Origin of the sequence: Actinoplanes sp. NPDC051513, assembly GCF_044454685.1 — a bacterium.
Taxonomy (GTDB): Bacteria; Actinomycetota; Actinomycetes; order Mycobacteriales; family Micromonosporaceae; genus Actinoplanes.
In genome coordinates this window covers 807,961-826,489 of sequence record NZ_JBITDW010000001.1, presented here as the reverse complement: position 1 = coordinate 826,489, position 18,529 = coordinate 807,961, and the positions used below count along the sequence as shown (strand labels likewise).

The window sequence follows — 18,529 nt, the reverse complement described above, 5'->3', positions numbered from 1 at the left end:
CCCTAGTCGTTGGAGTGCAGGGCCGAGTTCAGCTCGATGCCCGTGCCCACGCGCGGCCGCGCCTCGAGCGTGCCCGTCACCGAGTTCTGCCAGAAGAGCAGGTTGTCTTGCCCGCTCAGCTCGCGGGCCTTGACCACGCGGCCGTCCGGCAGGGTCAGCTTCGAGCCCGCGGTGATGTAGACGCCGGCCGCGACCACGCAGTCGTCGCCGAGCGAGATGCCGATGCCCGAGTTCGCCCCGATCAGGCTGCGCTCGCCGACGCTGACCCGGTCTTTTCCGCCGCCGGAGAGCGTGCCCATGATCGACGACCCGCCGCCGATGTCGGAGCCGTCGCCCACCACGACGCCCTGCGTGATGCGGCCCTCGACCATCGAGACGCCCAGCGTGCCGGCGTTGAAGTTGACGAAGCCCTCGTGCATGACCGTGGTGCCGGCGGCCAGGTGGGCGCCGAGGCGCACCCGGTCGGCGTCGGCGATGCGCACGCCCGTCGGGGTGACGTAGTCGGTCATCCGCGGGAACTTGTCGAGGCCGTACACCTGCAGGTGGCGGCCCGCGGCCCGCTCGATCAGGCGAAGGTCGTCGACCCGGTCGGGCAGGCACGGGCCGGCCGACGTCCACGCGACGTTGGCCAGCGCGCCGAAGATGCCCTCGAGGTTGACCGTGTTCGGCCGCATGAGGCGGTGCGACAGCAGGTGGAGCCGCAGGTACGCGTCGGAGGCGTCCTTGATCGGGTCGGTCAGCGAGTCGATCGCGACGCTCACCTCGATCACCGACAGCCCCGGCAGTGAGCGCGGGCCGGTCAGCCCGGCCGGCAGCGTCGGCGCCTCGGCCGGGGCGTCGCCGAGGCCGAGGAAGCCGGTCGGATACCAGGCGTCGAGGACCTGGCCGTCGGCCGTGACCGTGGCGAGGCCGATACCCCAGGCGGGCGAGGTCGAGAGGGCGGTTTCCACGCAGCAGACCCTACTAAACGTGACGAGGATCTTAACCCCGAGGGTGATTCACGCTAGGCCGGTATGGTGCGCCCTATGGCCAACCCGCTTACCCCGGACGTGCTGGTCGACCCCGTCGTGCTGACCCGCGCTCTGGTCGACATCGAGTCCGTCTCGCGCAACGAGAAGGTGATCGCCGACTGTGTCGAGGAGGTCCTGCGGAAGGCGCCGCATCTGAGTGTGGACCGGCTCGGCAACACGGTGATGGCCTGCACCGATCTGGGACGGGAACAGCGGGTGGTGCTGGCCGGCCACCTCGACACGGTGCCGATCAACAACAACTTCCCCTCGACGGTCGTCGACGACCTCATCTACGGCTGCGGCACGTCCGACATGAAGTCCGGCACCGCGCTCGCCCTGCACTTGGCGGCGACCCTGCCCGATCCTCGCTACGACCTCACCTACCTCTTCTACGAGGCGGAAGAGATCGAGTCGCAGTACAACGGGCTCGCGCTGGTCGCCGAGGCCCACCCGGAGTGGCTGCTCGCCGACTTCGCGGTGCTGCTCGAGCCGACCTACGGCGTCGTGGAGGCCGGCTGCCAGGGCACGATGCGGGCGCTGGTGCGCACGCACGGCCGACGGGCGCACACCGCTCGCGCCTGGCGGGGGGTCAACGCGATCCACGCGGCCGGCGAGGTGCTGCGGCGACTTCAGGATTACCGTCCCCGCACGGTCACGATCGACGGGTGTACGTATCGGGAGGGGCTCAACGCCGTACGCATCTCGGGGGGTGTCGCCGGCAACGTCGTGCCGGACGAATGCGTGGTCGAGGTCAACATGCGCTTCGCCCCCGACCGCACCGAGAAGCAGGCGCTCGAGCACGTGCAGGAGGTGTTCGAGGGCTTCGAGCTCGAGCTCACCGACTCGGCGCCGGGCGCGCTGCCCGGGCTCACCGCGGCGCCGGCCCGCGAGTTCCTGGCCGCGGTCGGCTCGGAGCCGGCGGCCAAGCTGGGCTGGACCGACGTGGCCCGCTTCGCGGCGCTGGGCATCCCGGCGCTCAACTACGGTCCGGGCGACCCTCTGCTCGCACACGCGCCCGACGAGCACGTCGAGATCGGCAAGATCCGTGACGGAGCGGCGACGCTGCACCGCTGGTTGGCAGCGCCTTCTTTCTGAGGGGCGTGCTTTCTAAAGGGCAGGGCGTGCTTTCTAAAGGGCGTGGACCGGGAACCGCCCGATCGCGCGTAGCGCCTGCGGCGGGATCTCGATCGTCTGCTCGGGATCGCTCGGCGGCCCGGGGGTCTCGGCGCGGGCGATCCGCCGCTCCTCGACCACCAGACGGATGCGCCGCTGCATGCGGCGCTGGGCCTTCAAACGCTCGTACCTGTTCGTCACGGTGGCTCCCTAAGCCAGGAGCCCGGCCGAGGCCGGGCGCCGAGCTGCCGTGGATTTCGTAACTGTACAGACGCTTCAGAGCTACCGTCCGTTGCTTCAACCTGCCAAAAACGTTCGCCGGTCGCAATCCTCTTGCCGAAACCCAACCGGTTATTCACCGGCTACTGACCGTCCGCACTACCTTTGTGGCATGACGGACAGCACCAACGGGCGACGGCGCACGGAGCCGGAGCGTCATCGCGGAGCGGTCACGCTGCGCCGCGAATCCCTTCCCGCGAGCACGGCGGACGAAAAGCTGCTCGACTCGCATCACCGGCGAGAGTGGAAGACCAAGGACGCCTGGCGGGCGCTGCGCATCCTGTCCGAGTTCGTCGAGGGCTTCGACACGCTGGCCGACCTGCCGCCCGCCGTGAGCGTCTTCGGCTCGGCGCGCAGCAAGCCCGACAGCGAGGAGTGCGAGATGGCCGCCGACCTCGGCGCCGCGCTGGCCGAGGCCGGCTATGCGGTGATCACCGGGGGTGGGCCGGGTGTGATGGAGGCGGCCAACCGCGGCGCCACCGAGGCCGGCGGCATGTCCGTCGGGCTCGGCATCGAGCTGCCGTTCGAGCAGGGTCTCAACGACTGGGTCGACGTCGGCATCGACTTCCGCTACTTCTTCGTCCGCAAGACCATGTTCGTCAAGTACGCGCAGGCGTTCGTGGTGCTGCCCGGCGGGTTCGGCACGCTCGACGAGCTGTTCGAGGCGATCACGCTGGTGCAGACCAAGAAGGTCACCCGCTTCCCGGTGATCCTCATGGGTTCCGAGTACTGGTCGGGCCTGATCGAGTGGATCAAGCGGACGCTGCTCAAGGACGGCAAGGTGAGCGAGTCCGACCTGGACCTCATCCTGGTGACCGACGACGTCGACGAGGCAGTGCAGATCATCGTCGACGCCGACGCCGCCCTCGCCGCCGCCGACGGGAAGCGGTGACGTGGCCGCGATCTGCGTCTTCTGCGCCTCCTCCAGCACCCTCGACCAGAAGTGGCTCGACCTGGCCACCCAGACCGGCGCCGAGCTCGCCGCCCGCGGCCACACGCTCGTCTCCGGCGGGGGCTGCGTCGGCATGATGGGCGCGGTGGCCGACGGCGCCCGCTCGGGCGGCGGCCATACGCTCGGCATCATCCCGCAGTCCCTGGTGGACCTCGAGGTCGCCGACCTCAACTCCGACGAGCTGATCGTCACCGACGACATGGGCACCCGGAAAAATCTCATGATCGAGCGGTCGGACGCGTTCATCACGTTGCCCGGCGGCCTCGGCACCCTCGACGAGCTCTTCGAGGTGTGGACCACCGCCACGCTCGACCTGCACGCGAAGCCGATCGTCCTGCTCGACCCGGACGGCTTCTACGACGGGCTGCTCGCCTGGCTCGGCCGGCTGGCCGACGCGGCCTTCGTGCGCCCGGCGGCGCTCGCCCGCGTCTCGGTCGCCAAGTCGATCGGCGCGGCTCTCGACGAGATCGAATCCGCCTCGTAGGAGTCGCCACGCCGGGATGGGTGTCACCACACCCATCCCGGCGTGGCCTCGGCCCCGGTGAACCCGCGGGGTGAATCGGGGCGCTCCTGTCGCGCGCTCTCACCGGACGCGTTCGGTGCGCTCGCTCCGGGTCACCCGACGGGGTCGCAACTCGCCGGGGCACGTTTGCCCCATCGTTTGCTTTGCTCAATCGGTCTAAATCGACCCTGGCCCCCGTTCGGGTGACCGTCAAGACATGTCGATCGGTAATCGCCCGATTACTCCATGGCAAATATCTGGGTTCCATGTGGAACACTGCGTGTCATGCCGCCGCAACGGGCGACCCTTCTGCAGGTCGCGCAGCGGGCCGGCGTGTCCCGCAGCACGGCCTCCTTCGTCCTGGCCGGACGTCACCAGGACATGAGGATCTCCGAAGACGCGCGCCTTCGGGTCCTCCGGGCGGCCCAGGAGCTGGACTACCGGCCCAACCTGATGGCGCGCAGCCTGCGGACGAAGGTCACCAGAACGATCGCCCTGGTCTCCGACACGATCGCCTCCGACCCGTACGCGGGCCGCGCCATCCACGGCAGCTTGGCCGCCGCCGTCGCCCGCGGGCATCTGCTGTTCATCGGTGAGACCGAGGGCGACCCAGTCGTCGAGGAGAAGCTGATCGCCGACTTCCTCGACCGGCAGGTCGACGCGTTCATCTACGCCAGCATGTTCACCCGGTACATCGCGGTGCCCAAGCAGCTGCGCGGACGCCCGGTCGTCCTGCTCAACTGCCTGACGCGGGGCGCCCGGCCGGCGCACCACTCGATCATTCCCGACGAGCTGGCGGCCGGTCTTGCCGCGGCGCGGGTGCTGCTCGAGGCCGGCCACCAGCGCGGAATCTACGTCGTCGGCCATCCGGGCCGGGGCGTCTTCGCCTCGCGCGAGCGGCTGGCCGGCATCAAGGAAGGCCTCGGCGAGGCCGGGGCACGGCTCGCCGGCACGATCGACTGCAACTGGTGGCCCGACTCGGCGTACGAGGCGGTCAGCCGGGCGCTCGCCGACGGCCTCGACCCCCGGGCGCTGATCTGCCTCAATGACCGGGTGGCGCTCGGGGCGTACCAGGCGCTGCGCGAGGCCGGTGTCGACATCCCCGACGACATCTCGGTGATCTCCTTCGACGACTCCGAGCTCGCGGCCTGGCTGCGACCCCAGCTGACCAGCATCGCGCTGCCGCACTACGAGCTCGGCTGGCAGGCGGTCGAGACGCTGCTCGGCCCGCAGTCGCCGCCCGACGTGACCCGCCTGCCGATGCCGATCCGCCGCCGGCGCTCGGTGAGCAAGCCGCCCGTCGAATAACGTCGTACCCACGTGGTTTCCTTGATGCCGTGAGCACGCCGGCCGCTTCTGCCTCGGTGCGCCGGCCTGTCTACCGCCTGGTCCGGCGCCGTCCTTCGGCGCTGCCCGTTCTGCACGACGACGAGATCCAGCGTTACGTCGCCGATCACGTCGACGGGCCGCTGCTGGTGGTCGGCGGCCCCGGCACCGGCAAGACGACGATGCTGGTCGAGGCGGTGGCGGCGCGTATCGCCGAGGGCGTCGACCCCGAGCGCATCCTGGTCCTGACCTTCGGCCGCCGCGGCGCCGCGGCCCTGCGCGACCGCATCGAGGCCCGCATAGCCGGCGACCGCGGCCGCATCATGCACGAGCCGCTGGTGCGCACGTTCCATGCCTATTCGTACGCGTTGTTGCGCCGCTCGGCGGCCGAGCGCGGCGAGCCGTCCCCCCGGCTGCTCACCGGCCCCGAGCAAGATCTGATCATCCGAGAGCTCCTCGAGGTGGTCGGCGACCCCGACGCTCCCGACGAGATCGGCTGGCCCGAGGCGCTGCGGTCCGCGATCCCCACCCGGGCCTTCGCCCAGCAGCTGCGCGACCTGATGCAGCGCGCCGCCGAGCGCGGCGTCGGCCCGGCCGAGCTGGCCCGCCTGGGCGAGCGCCTCGGCCGCGACGACTGGCCGGCGGCCGCCCGCTTCCTCCGGGAGTACGTCGCGGTTCTCGCCCTGCGCGACGTGACCACCCGCGGCTCCTCCGCCTACGACCCCGCCGAGCTGGTCCGCGCCGCGACGGGCCTGCTGGCCGACGACACCGGCCTGCTGGCCACCGAGCGCGACCGCCTCGCCTACGTCTACGTCGACGAGCTGGCCGACACCGACCCTGCCCAGATCGAGCTGCTGCACCGGGTGGCCGGCGGGGGCAAGCCCGTGGTCGCGTTCGCCGACCCCGACTCGTCGATCTACGGCTTCCGGGGCGCCGACCCCGCCGCGGTGCCCGACTTCGCGTCGAAGTTCCGCACCGCCTCGGGCGCCGTGGCCGAAACGATCACCCTCCACACGAACTACCGCGCCACGTCACCCCTGCTCACGGCGACGTCCAGGGTGGCACGCCACATGCGAGGCCCGATCACCCACCGCCCGATGCACCCACCACCCCCACCCGCCACCACCGATCCCGGCGCGGCCCAGCCCAGCCCGACCCAGCCCGCCCCGGCAAGCGGCCCGAGCGGCCCGAGCGGCCCCGCTCAGGCTGGCGCGGCAGGCGGCGCGAGCGGCCCGGCTCAAGCTGGCCAGGCAGGCGGCGCGAGCGGCCCGGCTCAGGCTGGCCAGGCAGGCGGCGCGAGCGGCCCGGCTCAGGCCGGCCAGGCAGGCGGCGCGAGCGGCCCCGCTCAGGCCGGCCACCCGCCGGCCGGGGGCCTTCCCGAGGGCGCGGTCGTGCGTACCTTCCGGGCGTCCACTGCCGAGAGCGCCTATGTCGCCCACGCCCTCCGCGAGGCTCACCTCCTGCACGGCGTCCCCTGGTCGCGGATGGCGGTGCTGCTCCGCTCGACCTCCCTGCAGCTGCCCTCCTACCAGCGAGCCCTCGCCGCGGCCGGTGTCCCGACCGTGACGCACGCCGAAGACATGCCGCTGCACCTCCAACCGGCCGTGGCACCCTTCCTCCTGCTGCTGCGCTGCGCCCTCGACCCGGAATCCCTCAACGAGGAAGCGACCGTAGCCCTCCTGCACTCCCCGCTGGGCCGGGCCGATCCACTGGCCGAGCGGCGACTCCGCCAGGGCCTGCGCGCCCTGGCCCTGGCCGCCGGCGACCGCCGCCCCTCGGGCGAGCTGCTGGTCGACGCCGTCCGCGACCCGGCCGGTCTCGACATGGTCGAGCGCCGCTGGGCCGTCCCCGCACAGAATGTTGCCCGCCTGATCGCCACCGCCCGCGAGGCCGCCGCGGCGCCCGGCGCGAACGCCGAACAGGTCTTGTGGACGGTCTGGCGGGAGAGCCGCCTCTCCGACCGCTGGTACGGCATGAGCACCCGGGTCGGCCTCGCCGACGACGCCGACGTGGCCCGTGCTCGCCAGTGGCGCGCCGAGGCCGCCGATCGCGACCTCGACTCGATGGTGGTCCTCTTCGACGCGGCTGCCCGCTTCGTCGACCGCCTTCCCGGCGCCCGCACCGAGGTCTTCCTCGATCACGTCCTGGGCCAAGACCTCCCGGCCGACTCGATCGCACCCAGCGCCGACCGCGGCGAGGCCGTCCGCCTGCTCACCGCCCACGCCGCCAAGGGCCTCGAGTGGGACGTCGTGGTGCTGGCCGGCGTCCAGGAGGGCATCTGGCCCGATCTCCGCCTGCGCGGCAGCCTGCTGGGCTCGGAACGCCTGGTGGACGTCCTGGCCGGCCGCGCCGCCTCCGGCCTCGCCGCGGTCGTCGGCGAGACCTCGGCCCTGCTCGACGAGGAGCGCCGCCTCTTCTACGTGGCCGCCACCCGAGCCCGCCGCAAGCTGATCGTCACCGCCGTGGCGTCGGCCGGCGTGGGTGGCGCCGAGGGTGAGGAGCAGCCCAGCCGCTTCCTCACGGAGCTGTCGTTCCCGCTCCCCGGCGACCCCGGCTCCCCACCCCGACCCCCCGACGTGCCACCAGCTCCGGACACGCCGCCCGACCCGGACCCGTGGGACACCGGCCCACCCGAACCCGGCTCACCCGACCCCGGCTCACCCGAACCCGGCTCACCCGACCCCGGCTCACCCGACCCCGGCTCACCCGACCCCGGCTCACCCGACCCCGGCTCACCTGAGTCCGGCTCACCTGAGTCCGGCTCACCTGAGTCCGGCCCACCTGAGCCCGGCCCATCCGACGCCCCCGCCCTGCCGGACAAGTCGGATTCTTCCGGCTCGTCGGAAGAGGCGGCCTCGATCGAGCCGGCCGATCCCGAGGAGAGCGCACCCTCCGACGGGGGCGAGCCGCGGTCGTTCCTCGAAACGGAGATTCCGGTCGGCCGGGCGCCGCGTGCCCTGACGCTGTCCGGCCTGGTGGCCGAGCTGCGAACCGTCGTGGTCGGCCGCGACCAGACCCCCGGCCGGCGCTTCGCCGCCGCCAAAGAGCTGGCTCGCCTCGCCGCCGCCGGTGTACCGGGCGCTCACCCGGACGAGTGGTGGGGGCTGCGCCCGCTCTCCGACGACCGCCCGCTGGTCGACGAGGGCCAGCCGGTCAAGGTCACCCCGTCCTCGATGGAGAGCGCCCTCCGCTGCAGCCTGCGCTGGCTGCTCGAACGCCACGGCGGCGCCGCGCCGCCCGGCCCCGCCCAGGGCGTCGGCAACCTCGTGCACGCCGCCGCCATGCTCGCCGAGGACGCCAACTCCGATCGGGAGAAGCTCGTCGAGTACGTCTCGGCGCGGTTCGATGCGATCGAGCTCGCCGCCCGCTGGCTGGCCGGCCCCGAGCAGGAGCGCGCCGAGGGCATGGTCGACAAGCTGTTGCGCTGGCTCGCCGCCAACCCGCGGCGGCTCCTGGCGATCGAGCACGAGTTCACCGTGCGGCTCGAGGACGAGCGGCGGCCGATCCAGCTCACCGGGCGGGTCGACCGGCTCGAGGTCGACGAGGAAGGCCGTCTGGTCGTCATCGACCTCAAGACCGGCAAGACGACCGCCGTGGCGAATGCCGACCTCGAGGAGCACGCGCAGCTGGCCGGTTATCAGGCCGCCGTCGAGGCGGGTGCGTTCGCCGACCATGGCATCGAGAGCGGCGGCGCGGCGCTGGTGCAGCTCGGCCCGGGCAAGGATGCCCGCGAGCAGATGCAGGTTCCGCTGGCCGACGCGACCGATCCGCGCTGGGCGCACGAGATGGTCCGGCGCACCGCCGAGACCATGGCCGCTGCTACCTTCTCCGCTGTGGCGAACAGCCGGTGCCGGGTCTGCCCGGTCCGCACCAGCTGCCCGATCTCCGGCAAGGGACGTCAGGTAGTAGAAGATACGCAGTGACCCAGCCCAGCCTCTTCGCCGACGAACCGGCGGCGCCGCGCCGCCGTGCCGACTCGGGACCGCGTTACACGCCGTCCGAGCTGGCCAGGCTGCTGCGCCTGCCACTGCCCACGACCGAGCAGTCCGACATCATCTCGGCGCGGGTCGAGCCGCTGCTCGTGGTCGCGGGGGCCGGCTCGGGCAAGACCGAGACGATGGCCTCCCGGGTGGTGTGGCTGGTCGCCAACGGGTACGCCCACCCCGACCAGATCCTCGGCCTCACCTTCACCCGGAAGGCGGCCGGCGAGCTCGCCCACCGGGTACGCGTCCGCCTCGGCCAGCTGGTGCGCCGCCTGGGACGCGACGACGCGCTGGTCGGCGAGGCCACGATCTCCACCTACCACTCGTACGCGGCCCGCATCGTCACCGAGCACGGCCTGCGCGCCGGGTTCGAGCCGTCGGCCCGCCTGCTCACCGAGGCCGCTCGCTGGCAGATCGTCGACTCGCTGGTCCGCGGGTACACGGGGGAGATGACCGGCCTGAACCGCGCCCCCGGCACGGTGACCGACGACGTGCTCGCGCTCGCCGCCGAGCTGGCCGAGCATCTCGTCAGCCCGGACGAGCTGGCCGCGTGGACCGGGCGCTTCTTCGCCGAGGTGCAGGAGATGCCCGGCCGGGTCTACAAGGACGTGGCCGACGTGCTGCAACGGCAGCGGCACCGGCTCACCCTCCTGCCGCTGGTGCGCCTCTACGAGCAGCGCAAGCTCGACCTGGAGGCAATGGACTTCGGCGATCAGATGGCTCGCGCGGCGCTGGTGGCCCGCGACCACCCCGAGGTCGGCGAGATCGAGCGTGGCCGCTACCGGATCGTCCTGCTCGACGAGTACCAGGACACCAGCCACGCCCAGGTGACGATGCTGAACGCGCTGTTCGGCGGCGGCCACCCGGTGACCGCGGTCGGCGACCCCTGCCAGTCGATCTACGGCTGGCGCGGCGCCTCGGCCGGCACCCTCGACCGCTTCCCGGGCGAGTTCACCACGAAGGCGGGCGAGGACGCCGCGATAGAGAGCCTCACCAAGAGCTGGCGGAACCGTCCCGAGATCCTCGAGGTGGCCAACGAGCTGTCCCGACCGCTGCGCGACTTCGGCGCCCAGGTGGCCACGCTGCAGTCGGCACCCCGGGTCGCGGCGAGCGTCGGTGGCCGCACGGTCACGTGCGCGCTGCTCGACACGTACGCGGAGGAGGCCGACTGGATCGCCGACCAGATGCTCGCCGCGTGGCGGATCACCGCGGGCATGCTCGACGCGGCGCCCGAGCAGATCCCGGTCGAGAAGCGCCCGACCAGCGCCGTGCTGGTGCGGGTGCGCAGCCAGATCGCGGTGATCGAGCAGGCGCTGCGCGCCCGGGGGCTGCCGGTCGAGGTGGTCGGACTGGGCGGCCTGCTGGACACCCCCGAGGTACGCGACGTGGTGTCGACGCTGCGGGTGCTGGCCGACCCGACCGACGGGGCGTCGCTGTTGCGCCTGCTGACCGGCGCCCGGTGGCGGATCGGCCCGCGCGACCTGGTGGCGCTGCACCGCCGCGCCCGCGGGCTGGCCGCCGCCCGCGCCGAGGTGGTCAACCGCGCCGACCCGGAGGAGTTCCTGAGCGACCGGCTCGACGACGCCACGCTGATCGAGGCGATGGCCGACCTGGGCGCTCCCCAGCAGTATTCGGCCGAGGGCTACGCCCGGCTGCGCGCGTACAGCCGGGAGCTGAGCGCTCTGCGGCAGCGGCTGGACCAGCCGCTGCCCGATCTGGTGGCCGACATCGAGCGGACGGCCGGCCTGGACGTCGAGGTCGCCGTGCGCGGCTGGCGGGCCGGTGACGCCGGACTGGCCCGCGGCCACCTGGACGCGCTGGGCGACGTGGCGGCCCGCTACGCGGGTGAGACCGACGGCGGCACGCTGGCCGGCTTCCTCGCCTTCCTGGCCGCCGCCGAAGAGGAGGAGCGAGGGCTCGAGCCGGGCCAGGTCGACGTGGTGGAGGGCGCGGTGCAGATCCTCACCGCACACGCCGCGAAGGGCCTGGAATGGGACGTGGTGTCGGTGGCCGGGCTGAGCCGTGGCGTCTGGCCGGGCCAGGTCCGCGGCACCGACCACTACCTGATGGGCATCGGCGTGCTGCCGTTCCCGCTGCGTGGGGACTCCGCGGGGCTGCCGCGGCTGGACCTTTCCGAGGCGGTCGACCAGAAGGGGGTCCTGGCCGCGGTCACCGCCTTCGGCCGGGCCTGGCGGGAACACGACGAGCGGGAGGAACGCCGGCTCACATACGTGGCGGTCACGCGCCCCCGCCGCCTGTTGTTGTGTTCCGGTTACTGGTGGGGCGACGGCGTGAAGCGCCCGCGCGGCCCGTCGGTCTTCCTCGACGAGATCCGCGTGACCTGCGCGAGCGGCTCGGGCTTGGTCGACCGCTGGGCGCCGGAGCCCGCCCCCGACGCTTCCAACCCCTCCGGGGAGGAGGTGCAGTCGCTGGAGTGGCCGCTCGACCCGCTGGGCCGCCGCCGCCCGGCCATGACCGCCGCCGCCGACCTGATCCGTCGCATGATCTCCCGGCCGGAAGCCTCGGCCGCCGAGGCGTTCGCCGAGCTGGCCGCGCACGAGCCCGAGATCGCCGCGCGGGCGGGTTTCGCGGCCGACCTGGTGGGTCTGCCGACGCTGGACGAGGCCGCCGCGGCCGCGGTGATCACGGCGGCCGAGGACGAGATGGCGGCCGACCCGGACGTCGCCCGCTGGCGCCGCGAGGCCGACCTGCTGCTGGCCGAGCGGGAGGAGCGGGGCCGCCGGGACGGCCCGATCGAGGTGGCGCTGCCCGCCCACCTGTCCGTGTCGCAGCTGGTGGTGCTGCGCCGCGACCCGCAGGGCCTGGCCCGGTCGCTGCGCCGCCCGCTGCCGCAGCGGCCCGCGCCGTACGCCCGCCGCGGCACCGCCTTCCACGCCTGGCTGGAGCAGCGCTTCGGCTCGGTCCGCCTGATCGACATCGACGAGCTGCCCGGCGCGGCCGACGACGACGCGGCCGCCGACGAGGAGCTGGCGGCCCTGCAGGAGGCGTTCCTGACCGGCGAGTGGGCCGACCGCACCCCGATCGAGGTCGAGGTCCCGTTCGCGACCTCGGTGGCCGGCGTGGTGGTGCGCGGCCGGATGGACGCGGTCTTCGCCGAGTCGGGCAACCGCTACGACGTGATCGACTGGAAGACCGGCCGCCGCCCGTCCGGCCCGGAGGCGGAGGCGGCGGCGGTGCAGCTGGCGGCGTACCGGATCGCCTGGGCCTCGCTGGCGGGTGTGCCGGTCAATCGGGTGCGCGCCGGCTTCCACTACGTGCGCGAGCAGGTAACCGTCCGCCCGGCCGACCTCCTCGACGCCGAGGCTTTGGCGGCCCTTGTCGCAGAAGTGCCTGAATCGAGTGTTTAGGCGGTGGCTGCCGCCAGAAGGTGCAGCAGCGCGGCCGCGTACGCGTCTTCGGGAGCCGGACCGACGAACCGCCGCTCCTCGCCCAGCAGATCGATCGTCACCTCGTAGCCCGCGGGATCGCGGCGCAGGCCGCGGAACGTCCCGCCGAGCAGTTCCCGCAGCTGGTCCTCCCTGGGCAGCCAGACGGTCTCCTCGATCTCCACGTCGTCCAGCGCCCACTCGGTGGTGCCGTTGAAGCCGATCACGCGCCCCTCGGGCATCGTGTGCACCTCGATGGTCATATTGCTGAGCACGAAGACCTCGTCGTCGAGGTCGCGGTCGGGGATGGCGAAGCGGTCGCCGAGCGCCGGCTTCCAGGCCAACCCGGCCTCCCTGAGCTGTCGTGCGAGTTGTACGCCGATCACCGCTGAGCCTCCATACGCGTGCTACGCTCCGACCGTTGTTCGTTTGGTTCCCAAGTACTCAGGAGCGCCTGTGGGGAAGTCTGCCCCAGGCGCTCTTTGTCGTAACCCGGATTCCTCCGGTACGGGCGATCAGTACGGCGACACGAGACCCGGGGAATCCGGGTCTTACCACCTCGTTCCCGTCCATAATGGTCGGGAGCGATCGACCGTCGAGGAGACGATCATGGTTACCGGCGTTGTGAAGTGGTTCAACGCGGACAAGGGCTTCGGGTTCATCACCCCTGACGACGGCGGAGCCGACGTCTTCGCCCACTTCTCCGCGATCCAGATGTCGGGCTACCGCAGCCTGGAGGAGAACCAGCGAGTCGAGTTCGAGGTCACCCAGGGCCAGAAGGGCCCGCAGGCCGCGAACATCCGCGCTGTCTGATCTCCCAGAGATCAGAACCGAATGAGGCGGCGCCGCATCCCTGGGGCCAGGGATGCGGCGCCGTGCGCCCTCAGCCGGAATGATCAGACGGCTGCTGCCTCCGGCAGCGGCGCCGTGCCACCCAGGTGAGCGGGAAGCCACCAGCGCTCGTCGGGGCTTGCGGGCTTGTCCGGGTACGCCTTCTGCACCGCGCCGAGGAGCCCGCTCAGGCGCTCTTTCAGCAGCGCGGTGAGCGCGTCGGGCGAGACGCCCTTGGGCATCTCGATCGCCTCGCCCACCTTGATCAGCACCGGAACGTGCCGCTTGGTCAGCTCTTTCTTGTGGCCCTTGGTCCATAGCCGGTGCGGGCCCCAGACCACCATCGGGACCAGCGGCACCTTGGCCGTGCGCGCCAGCCGGACCGCACCCGACTTGAGCTCTTTCACCGTGAACGACTCGCTGATCGTCGCCTCGGGGAACACGCCGACCACCTCGCCGCCCTTCAGCGCGTTGGTCGCCTCGCGGAATGACGCCGCACCGGCGTCGCGGTCGACGGGGATGTGCCGCATGCCCCGCATCAGCGGACCGCTGACCTTGTGGTCGAAAACCGACTTCTTCGCCATGAACCGGACCAGTCGCTTGGTCGGCTGGGCGGCAAGCCCGCAGAAGATGAAGTCGAGATAGCTCACGTGGTTACTCGCCAGCACCGCCCCACCCTCGCGCGGGATGTGCTCGGCGCCGTCGACCTGAATTTTCAGGTCGAGCGCGCGGAACATCGTCTTGGCGAAGGCGATGACCGGTGGATACACGAGTTCCATGGAGAGACGGTAGCCGACCTTTCTGAAGATCGGCTGGGTCGGGGTGCAACCGGCGGAGGCCTGGCTGCGTCTTAACCTGTGACGCTTCTGTTCGCCGGCCCGGGAGGAACCGCATGCGCAGCACGCCCGCCCGTCGTGAACTGGCTTTCGTGCTGGCCGTGGCATGCGCCGGCCTGGCCTTGGTGCTGGTGGTGGTGTTCGCGCCGTGGTACCCGGCCGCACCACCTGCCACTTCGGAGATCACGACCGTCGGCGACCATATCGCCCGTCTCGTCGGCCAGGAACAGGACGGGGGCGCGTCCCTGACGCCGTGACGCGTTCTCAGGCGCGTGGTGTTCACTGGGATTCATGTCTGAGCCGACCCCGGAGACGTTCGCCTGGCAGCGCCCGGGCGACCGGTTCGCGTCGGGTGTGGTGACCGCGCCGGGGGCGCCCCCGGTCGCGCCGCCGCCCACCCCGCCGGGTCCTCCGCGGCCCGACGGCCCGCAACGCCGCCGGCGGCAGCTTCAGATCTTCGGCGGCATAGCCGGCGGGATCGTCGCCGTCGGCCTGGTGATCATCCTGGCGCTGGCGTTCTCGGGGGAATCCAACCCGTTTCGCGACAAGGCCTCGGCGCCCACCGATGTGCGCCCACCCTTGGCCCAGGCGTGCCCCGCGCCGACCGAGTCGCCGAGCGCCGCGCCCACCCAGGCGCCCAGCGCTCCGCCCGCGGCGACCGGCGCCCGCACGGTCGACGAGGAGGCCGGCATCTCCTACAAGGCGTACGGGGCGCCGTGGGTGCCGTGGGGGGAGGTGTGGCGGGCCGGGACCCTGGAGGTGCCGTACAAGGTCGGCCAGCACTTCGTGACCGAGAGGTACAGCGGCGGCGGTTACCACGCCTCGATCCTGTCGGCCGCGGTGCCGGCCGCCGACAACGACGCCGTCTCGCTCAACCTCGAGTGCGTCGGCCGCCAGGTGGCCGCCGACGTGCGCGCCGAGTACTACCCGCAGCCCAACACGCTGGAGCCGATCAGCGACGGCCTCACCACCTTGGGCGGCCGCCCGGCCTACCTGAGCGAGTTCCGCCTGCATTTCCACGCCCTGGGCCTGAAAGCCACCGAGGAACTGTCCGCGGTAGCTGTCATAGACGTAGGCAAGCCCACCGCCGCCGTCCTGTACGTCTCCATCCCAGGCACACACAAGCAGTGGGACTACGTAGTAGAAGACGTAATGAAATCAGTCCGAGTCCTCTAACTACCCGTCAGGCCCCAGCGCTTGCGCAACGCGTTGTCGGCGGCGTTGAACAGGACGTCGATCAGGATGCCGATCACCAGGACGACGATGATGTAGCAGATCACCAGGCTGGAGTCGGACAGGTCGCGTGCCTGCTGCATGCGTACGCCGATGGAGAGCGCCCCCGGCACGATCACCAGCAGCTCGCCGGCCATCAGGCTGCGCCAGGAGAACGCCCACCCCTGCTTGAGCCCCGAGATGAACGACGGCAGCGACGCCGGCAGGATCAGGTGCCGATACTTCGCGATGCCCCGCATGCCCAGCACCTGCCCGACCCGCAGCCAGGTGCGCGGCACGTAGTCGATGCCGCTGATCAGGCCGTTCGCCACCGACGGCGCGGCGCCGATGACCACGACGAACATGATCGCGCTCTCGCTGATCTGGAAGAGCAGGATGGCGAGCGGGAACCACATGATCGACGGCATCGTCTGGAGGCCGGTGATCAGCGAGCCGATCGCGGCCCGCAGCGGCGGGAACTGGGAGACGGCCGCGCCGACCACGGTGCCGATCGCCACCGCCAGCGCGAAACCGGTCAGCGCCCGGGTCAGGGTCAGGCGTACGCCGTCCCAGAAGTCGCCGCTGGTGACCACGTCGCCGAGGTCGCTGAAGACCTGGCTGGGGCCGGGCAGCACGTACTCCGGCTTCCACTCGGACCAGACCACCACCTGCCAGCCGATCAGCACGATCGCGACGGCCAGCAGCTTGGGCCAGGTGTTGCGCCAGATCCGCTTGCCGATCGTGCCCTTGTTGGTCTTGGGCGCGAGCTCGAGATTGTCGAGGCCGCTGACTTCGGCGGACTCGACGACTGCGGTGTCAGTTGGCATGGCGGGCCACCTCCGCGCGGAGCCGGTCGGTGATCTCGGCGGCCTGGCCGGAGACCTCGGGGGAATCGATGCGCCGGGGCCGGGGGTGGGTGACCGGGAAGTCCTCGATCACCCGGCCGGGCCGGCTGCTGAGCAGGACGACCCGGTCGCCGAGCCGTACCGCCTCGCGCACGTTGTGCGTCACGAACAGGACGGTGAGCTCCTGCTCCCGCCAGATCCGCTCGAGCTCGTCGTGCAGGATGTCGCGGGTCATCGCGTCGAGCGCGCCGAACGGCTCGTCCATCAGCAGGATGTCGGCGTCCTGTGCCAGCGCGCGGGCGAGGGCCACACGCTGGCGCATACCGCCGGAGAGCTCGTGCGGCCGCTTGTTGCCGAAGCCGCGCAGCCGCACGATCTCGAGCAGCTCCTCGGCGCGCCGCTTGCGCTCGGCCCGGCCCACGCCCTGCAGCCGCAGGGGCAGCTCGACGTTGCCGGAGACCGAGAGCCACGGGAAGAGGGCGGCCTCCTGGAACATCAGCGACACCTTCCGCCCGCCGATGTCCAGGGTGCCCCCACTGATCTTGTCGAGCCCCGCGACCAGCGAGAGCAACGTGCTCTTGCCGCAGCCGGAGGCGCCCAGCAGGCAGACGAACTCGCCCTGCCGGACCGTCAGCGAGACGCGGTCGAGCGCCAGCAGCGCCGAGCTGCCCGACCCGTACTGCTTGGAGACGTTCTCGAGGCGTACCAGGGGATCCGTACGGACTCCGGTGTGTTCCAGGAGGCTCATTGATCTCTCGCCTTTCAGGCCGCGGCGTCGCTCACCTCGGGCTGACCGGCCGCCTTGAGCAGCTCGTTCAGCGGGCCGAGGTCGTAGATGCCCTTGAGGTCGACCGGCTTGAGCAGGCCGACGTCCTGGGCGTGCTGAGCGCTGGTGAACAGGGAGGAGGCGATCGGGTCGGCGGTGAAGTTCAGGTTCTTGAACGACGCGGCCAGGATGTTGTCCTTGAGCGGCTTGCCGGAGAGCGCCTCGAGCTGGGCGTTGGCCGCCTTCTCCGCGCCGGGCTCGTCGGTCTTGATGTAGTCGAGCGCCTTGAGGTGGCCCTGGAGCAGCTTCTTGACCGTGCCCGGGTACTTCTTCAGGAACTCCTGCGAGACGATCACGTGGGTGGTGACGAACTGGCCGCCCGGCCACAGGTCCTTCTCGTTGACCAGCACCTTGCCGCCCGACTCGAGCTGGAGCCGGCTGTAGTAGGGCTCGGGCACCCAGGCGCCGTCGATCGCGCCCTGGGCGAAGGCCTGCAGGATGGTGGCGTTGTCCTGCGGGAGGATCGAAACGTCGCCGCCGCCCTGGGCGTCGGCATTGAGGCCGTTCTGCTTGAGGTACGCGCGCAGGGCGACGTCCTGCGTGTTGCCGAGCTGTGGGGTGGCGATCTTCTTGCCCTTGAGGTCGGCCACGGTGTTGATGCCCGGCTTGACCACCAGGCCGGCGCCGGCCGAGGTGCTGCCCGCGATGATCTTCAGGGCGCTGCCCTTGGACTGCGACCAGCCGTTGATCGCCGGGTTCGGGCCGATGTAGGTGGCGTCGATGGCCCCGGAGAGCAGCGCCTCGATCGCGGCCGGGCCGGCGTTGAAGGTCTTGGCCTCGAGCTTGGTGCTGCCCAGGGTCTCCTGGAAGAAGCCCTTGTTCACCCCGATCAGCGCGGGCGTGTGGGTGATGTTGGGGAAGTAGCCGAGCCGGATGGCCGACGCCTCGGCGCTGCCACCGGACGCGGAGGCGGTGTCCTTGTCGTCGTCACCGCAGGCGGTGAGGGCGGTCGCGGCTATGAGGGCGGTCGCGGCGAGGGCAAGCGCACGTACGGTGCGGGAGCTCATGCTCACTCCTAGGTGTTTGTTATCGGGGAGAGTTGGGCGAGGGTCCGGTGGTCGACGACGCCCTCGATGGCCTCTTCGACGGCGACCCACACATCGCGCAGCCCGGTGGCGGCGCCGTGGTAGGTCGTGGTGGCGGTGGGCAGTCCTCGCACCGTGGTCAGCGCGCCGCCGACGGCCCGGACGACGTCGCCGACCGTGATCTCGTCGGCGGGGCGGGCCAGGGCGTACCCGCCGTCGACCCCGCGGTGGCTGTGCAGCAGCCCGGCGCGGCGCAGGTCGAGCAGGATGCCCTGGAGAAAGCTGAGCGGGATGTCCTGGACCGCCGCGAGTCCCGCGGCCTTGACCAGGCGAGGGTGCTCCGCCGTGATGGCGAGCATGGCCCGTACGGCGTAGTCGGTGCGCGCCGAGACGTACACGAGGC

Annotated in this window: 17 protein-coding genes; 9 read left to right on the top strand and 8 right to left on the bottom strand. The window is 71.7% G+C overall.

The window, feature by feature from the left end; translation table 11 throughout:
- Positions 1-2: 2 nt before the first annotated feature.
- Positions 3-950, bottom strand: coding sequence for a 2,3,4,5-tetrahydropyridine-2,6-dicarboxylate N-succinyltransferase (gene dapD / locus ACIA5D_RS03945; protein WP_396028296.1), 948 nt, complete (start codon positions 948-950; stop codon positions 3-5).
- Between the two features lie 75 nt (positions 951-1,025).
- Here dapD and dapE point away from each other — a divergent pair, with 75 nt between their 5' ends.
- Positions 1,026-2,105 carry a succinyl-diaminopimelate desuccinylase gene (gene dapE, locus ACIA5D_RS03940; RefSeq protein ID WP_396028295.1) on the top strand — a complete coding sequence of 360 codons (1,080 nt, stop codon included), beginning with the start codon at positions 1,026-1,028 and terminating at the stop codon, positions 2,103-2,105.
- A 33-nt stretch (positions 2,106-2,138) separates the two neighbouring features.
- On the opposite strand, the gene ACIA5D_RS03935 is transcribed toward dapE, so the two are convergent.
- A complete protein-coding gene (locus ACIA5D_RS03935; RefSeq protein WP_396028294.1) occupies positions 2,139-2,324 on the bottom strand; it encodes a hypothetical protein in 186 nt (61 codons plus the stop codon).
- Positions 2,325-2,514: 190 nt separating this feature from the next.
- Between ACIA5D_RS03935 and ACIA5D_RS03930 the strand changes: the two genes are divergently transcribed.
- From ACIA5D_RS03930 to ACIA5D_RS03910, 5 genes are all read left to right on the top strand, one after another.
- Complete coding sequence (locus tag ACIA5D_RS03930) at positions 2,515-3,294, top strand: TIGR00730 family Rossman fold protein (RefSeq protein WP_396028293.1); 780 nt, start codon at positions 2,515-2,517, stop codon at positions 3,292-3,294.
- A gap of 1 nt (position 3,295) precedes the next feature.
- Positions 3,296-3,838 carry a TIGR00730 family Rossman fold protein gene (locus tag ACIA5D_RS03925; RefSeq protein WP_396028292.1) on the top strand — a complete coding sequence of 181 codons (543 nt, stop codon included), beginning with the start codon at positions 3,296-3,298 and terminating at the stop codon, positions 3,836-3,838.
- Between the two features lie 303 nt (positions 3,839-4,141).
- Positions 4,142-5,164, top strand: a complete 1,023-nt coding sequence (locus ACIA5D_RS03920; RefSeq protein WP_396028291.1) for a LacI family DNA-binding transcriptional regulator — start codon at positions 4,142-4,144, stop codon at positions 5,162-5,164.
- Between the two features lie 29 nt (positions 5,165-5,193).
- Positions 5,194-9,105 (top strand): PD-(D/E)XK nuclease family protein, encoded by a 3,912-nt coding sequence (locus ACIA5D_RS03915; protein ID WP_396028290.1) that lies wholly within the window; start codon positions 5,194-5,196, stop codon positions 9,103-9,105.
- Positions 9,102-12,533 carry a UvrD-helicase domain-containing protein gene (locus ACIA5D_RS03910; RefSeq protein ID WP_396028289.1) on the top strand — a complete coding sequence of 1,144 codons (3,432 nt, stop codon included), beginning with the start codon at positions 9,102-9,104 and terminating at the stop codon, positions 12,531-12,533. Before ACIA5D_RS03915 ends, ACIA5D_RS03910 begins: the two co-directional genes overlap by 4 nt.
- Here ACIA5D_RS03910 and ACIA5D_RS03905 read toward each other — a convergent pair.
- Positions 12,530-12,895: a pilus assembly protein CpaE gene (locus tag ACIA5D_RS03905; RefSeq protein WP_396028288.1), complete on the bottom strand. Its 366-nt coding sequence runs from the start codon at positions 12,893-12,895 to the stop codon at positions 12,530-12,532. The two genes, ACIA5D_RS03910 and ACIA5D_RS03905, sit on opposite strands and share 4 nt — an antisense overlap.
- Positions 12,896-13,160: 265 nt before the next feature.
- Between ACIA5D_RS03905 and ACIA5D_RS03900 the strand changes: the two genes are divergently transcribed.
- Positions 13,161-13,364 (top strand): cold-shock protein, encoded by a 204-nt coding sequence (locus ACIA5D_RS03900; RefSeq protein ID WP_030442529.1) that lies wholly within the window; start codon positions 13,161-13,163, stop codon positions 13,362-13,364.
- Positions 13,365-13,447: 83 nt separating this feature from the next.
- Here ACIA5D_RS03900 and ACIA5D_RS03895 read toward each other — a convergent pair whose 3' ends face one another.
- Positions 13,448-14,161, bottom strand: coding sequence for a lysophospholipid acyltransferase family protein (locus tag ACIA5D_RS03895; RefSeq protein WP_396028287.1), 714 nt, complete (start codon positions 14,159-14,161; stop codon positions 13,448-13,450).
- Positions 14,162-14,274: 113 nt separating this feature from the next.
- Between ACIA5D_RS03895 and ACIA5D_RS03890 the strand changes: the two genes are divergently transcribed.
- Positions 14,275-14,475: a hypothetical protein gene (locus ACIA5D_RS03890; RefSeq protein WP_396028286.1), complete on the top strand. Its 201-nt coding sequence runs from the start codon at positions 14,275-14,277 to the stop codon at positions 14,473-14,475.
- 34 nt (positions 14,476-14,509) lie between these two features.
- Positions 14,510-15,394 carry a hypothetical protein gene (locus ACIA5D_RS03885; protein ID WP_396028285.1) on the top strand — a complete coding sequence of 295 codons (885 nt, stop codon included), beginning with the start codon at positions 14,510-14,512 and terminating at the stop codon, positions 15,392-15,394.
- Here ACIA5D_RS03885 and ACIA5D_RS03880 read toward each other — a convergent pair.
- Genes ACIA5D_RS03880 through ACIA5D_RS03865 form a run of 4 tightly spaced genes read right to left on the bottom strand, consistent with a single transcriptional unit; the run spans position 15,391 to position 18,524 of the window.
- Positions 15,391-16,257 (bottom strand): ABC transporter permease, encoded by an 867-nt coding sequence (locus ACIA5D_RS03880; RefSeq protein WP_396028284.1) that lies wholly within the window; start codon positions 16,255-16,257, stop codon positions 15,391-15,393. The genes ACIA5D_RS03885 and ACIA5D_RS03880 overlap by 4 nt on opposite strands.
- Positions 16,247-17,023, bottom strand: coding sequence for an ABC transporter ATP-binding protein (locus ACIA5D_RS03875; RefSeq protein ID WP_396028283.1), 777 nt, complete (start codon positions 17,021-17,023; stop codon positions 16,247-16,249). The genes ACIA5D_RS03880 and ACIA5D_RS03875 overlap by 11 nt, the downstream gene beginning before the upstream one ends.
- A 14-nt stretch (positions 17,024-17,037) precedes the next feature.
- On the bottom strand, positions 17,038-18,108 hold the full coding sequence (locus ACIA5D_RS03870) for an ABC transporter substrate-binding protein (RefSeq protein ID WP_396028282.1): 1,071 nt from the start codon (positions 18,106-18,108) through the stop codon (positions 17,038-17,040).
- A gap of 8 nt (positions 18,109-18,116) precedes the next feature.
- The gene (locus ACIA5D_RS03865) at positions 18,117-18,524 is read right to left on the bottom strand and encodes an RrF2 family transcriptional regulator (RefSeq protein WP_396028281.1); all 408 of its coding nucleotides are present in this window, start codon (positions 18,522-18,524) and stop codon (positions 18,117-18,119) included.
- Positions 18,525-18,529: the final 5 nt, after the last annotated feature.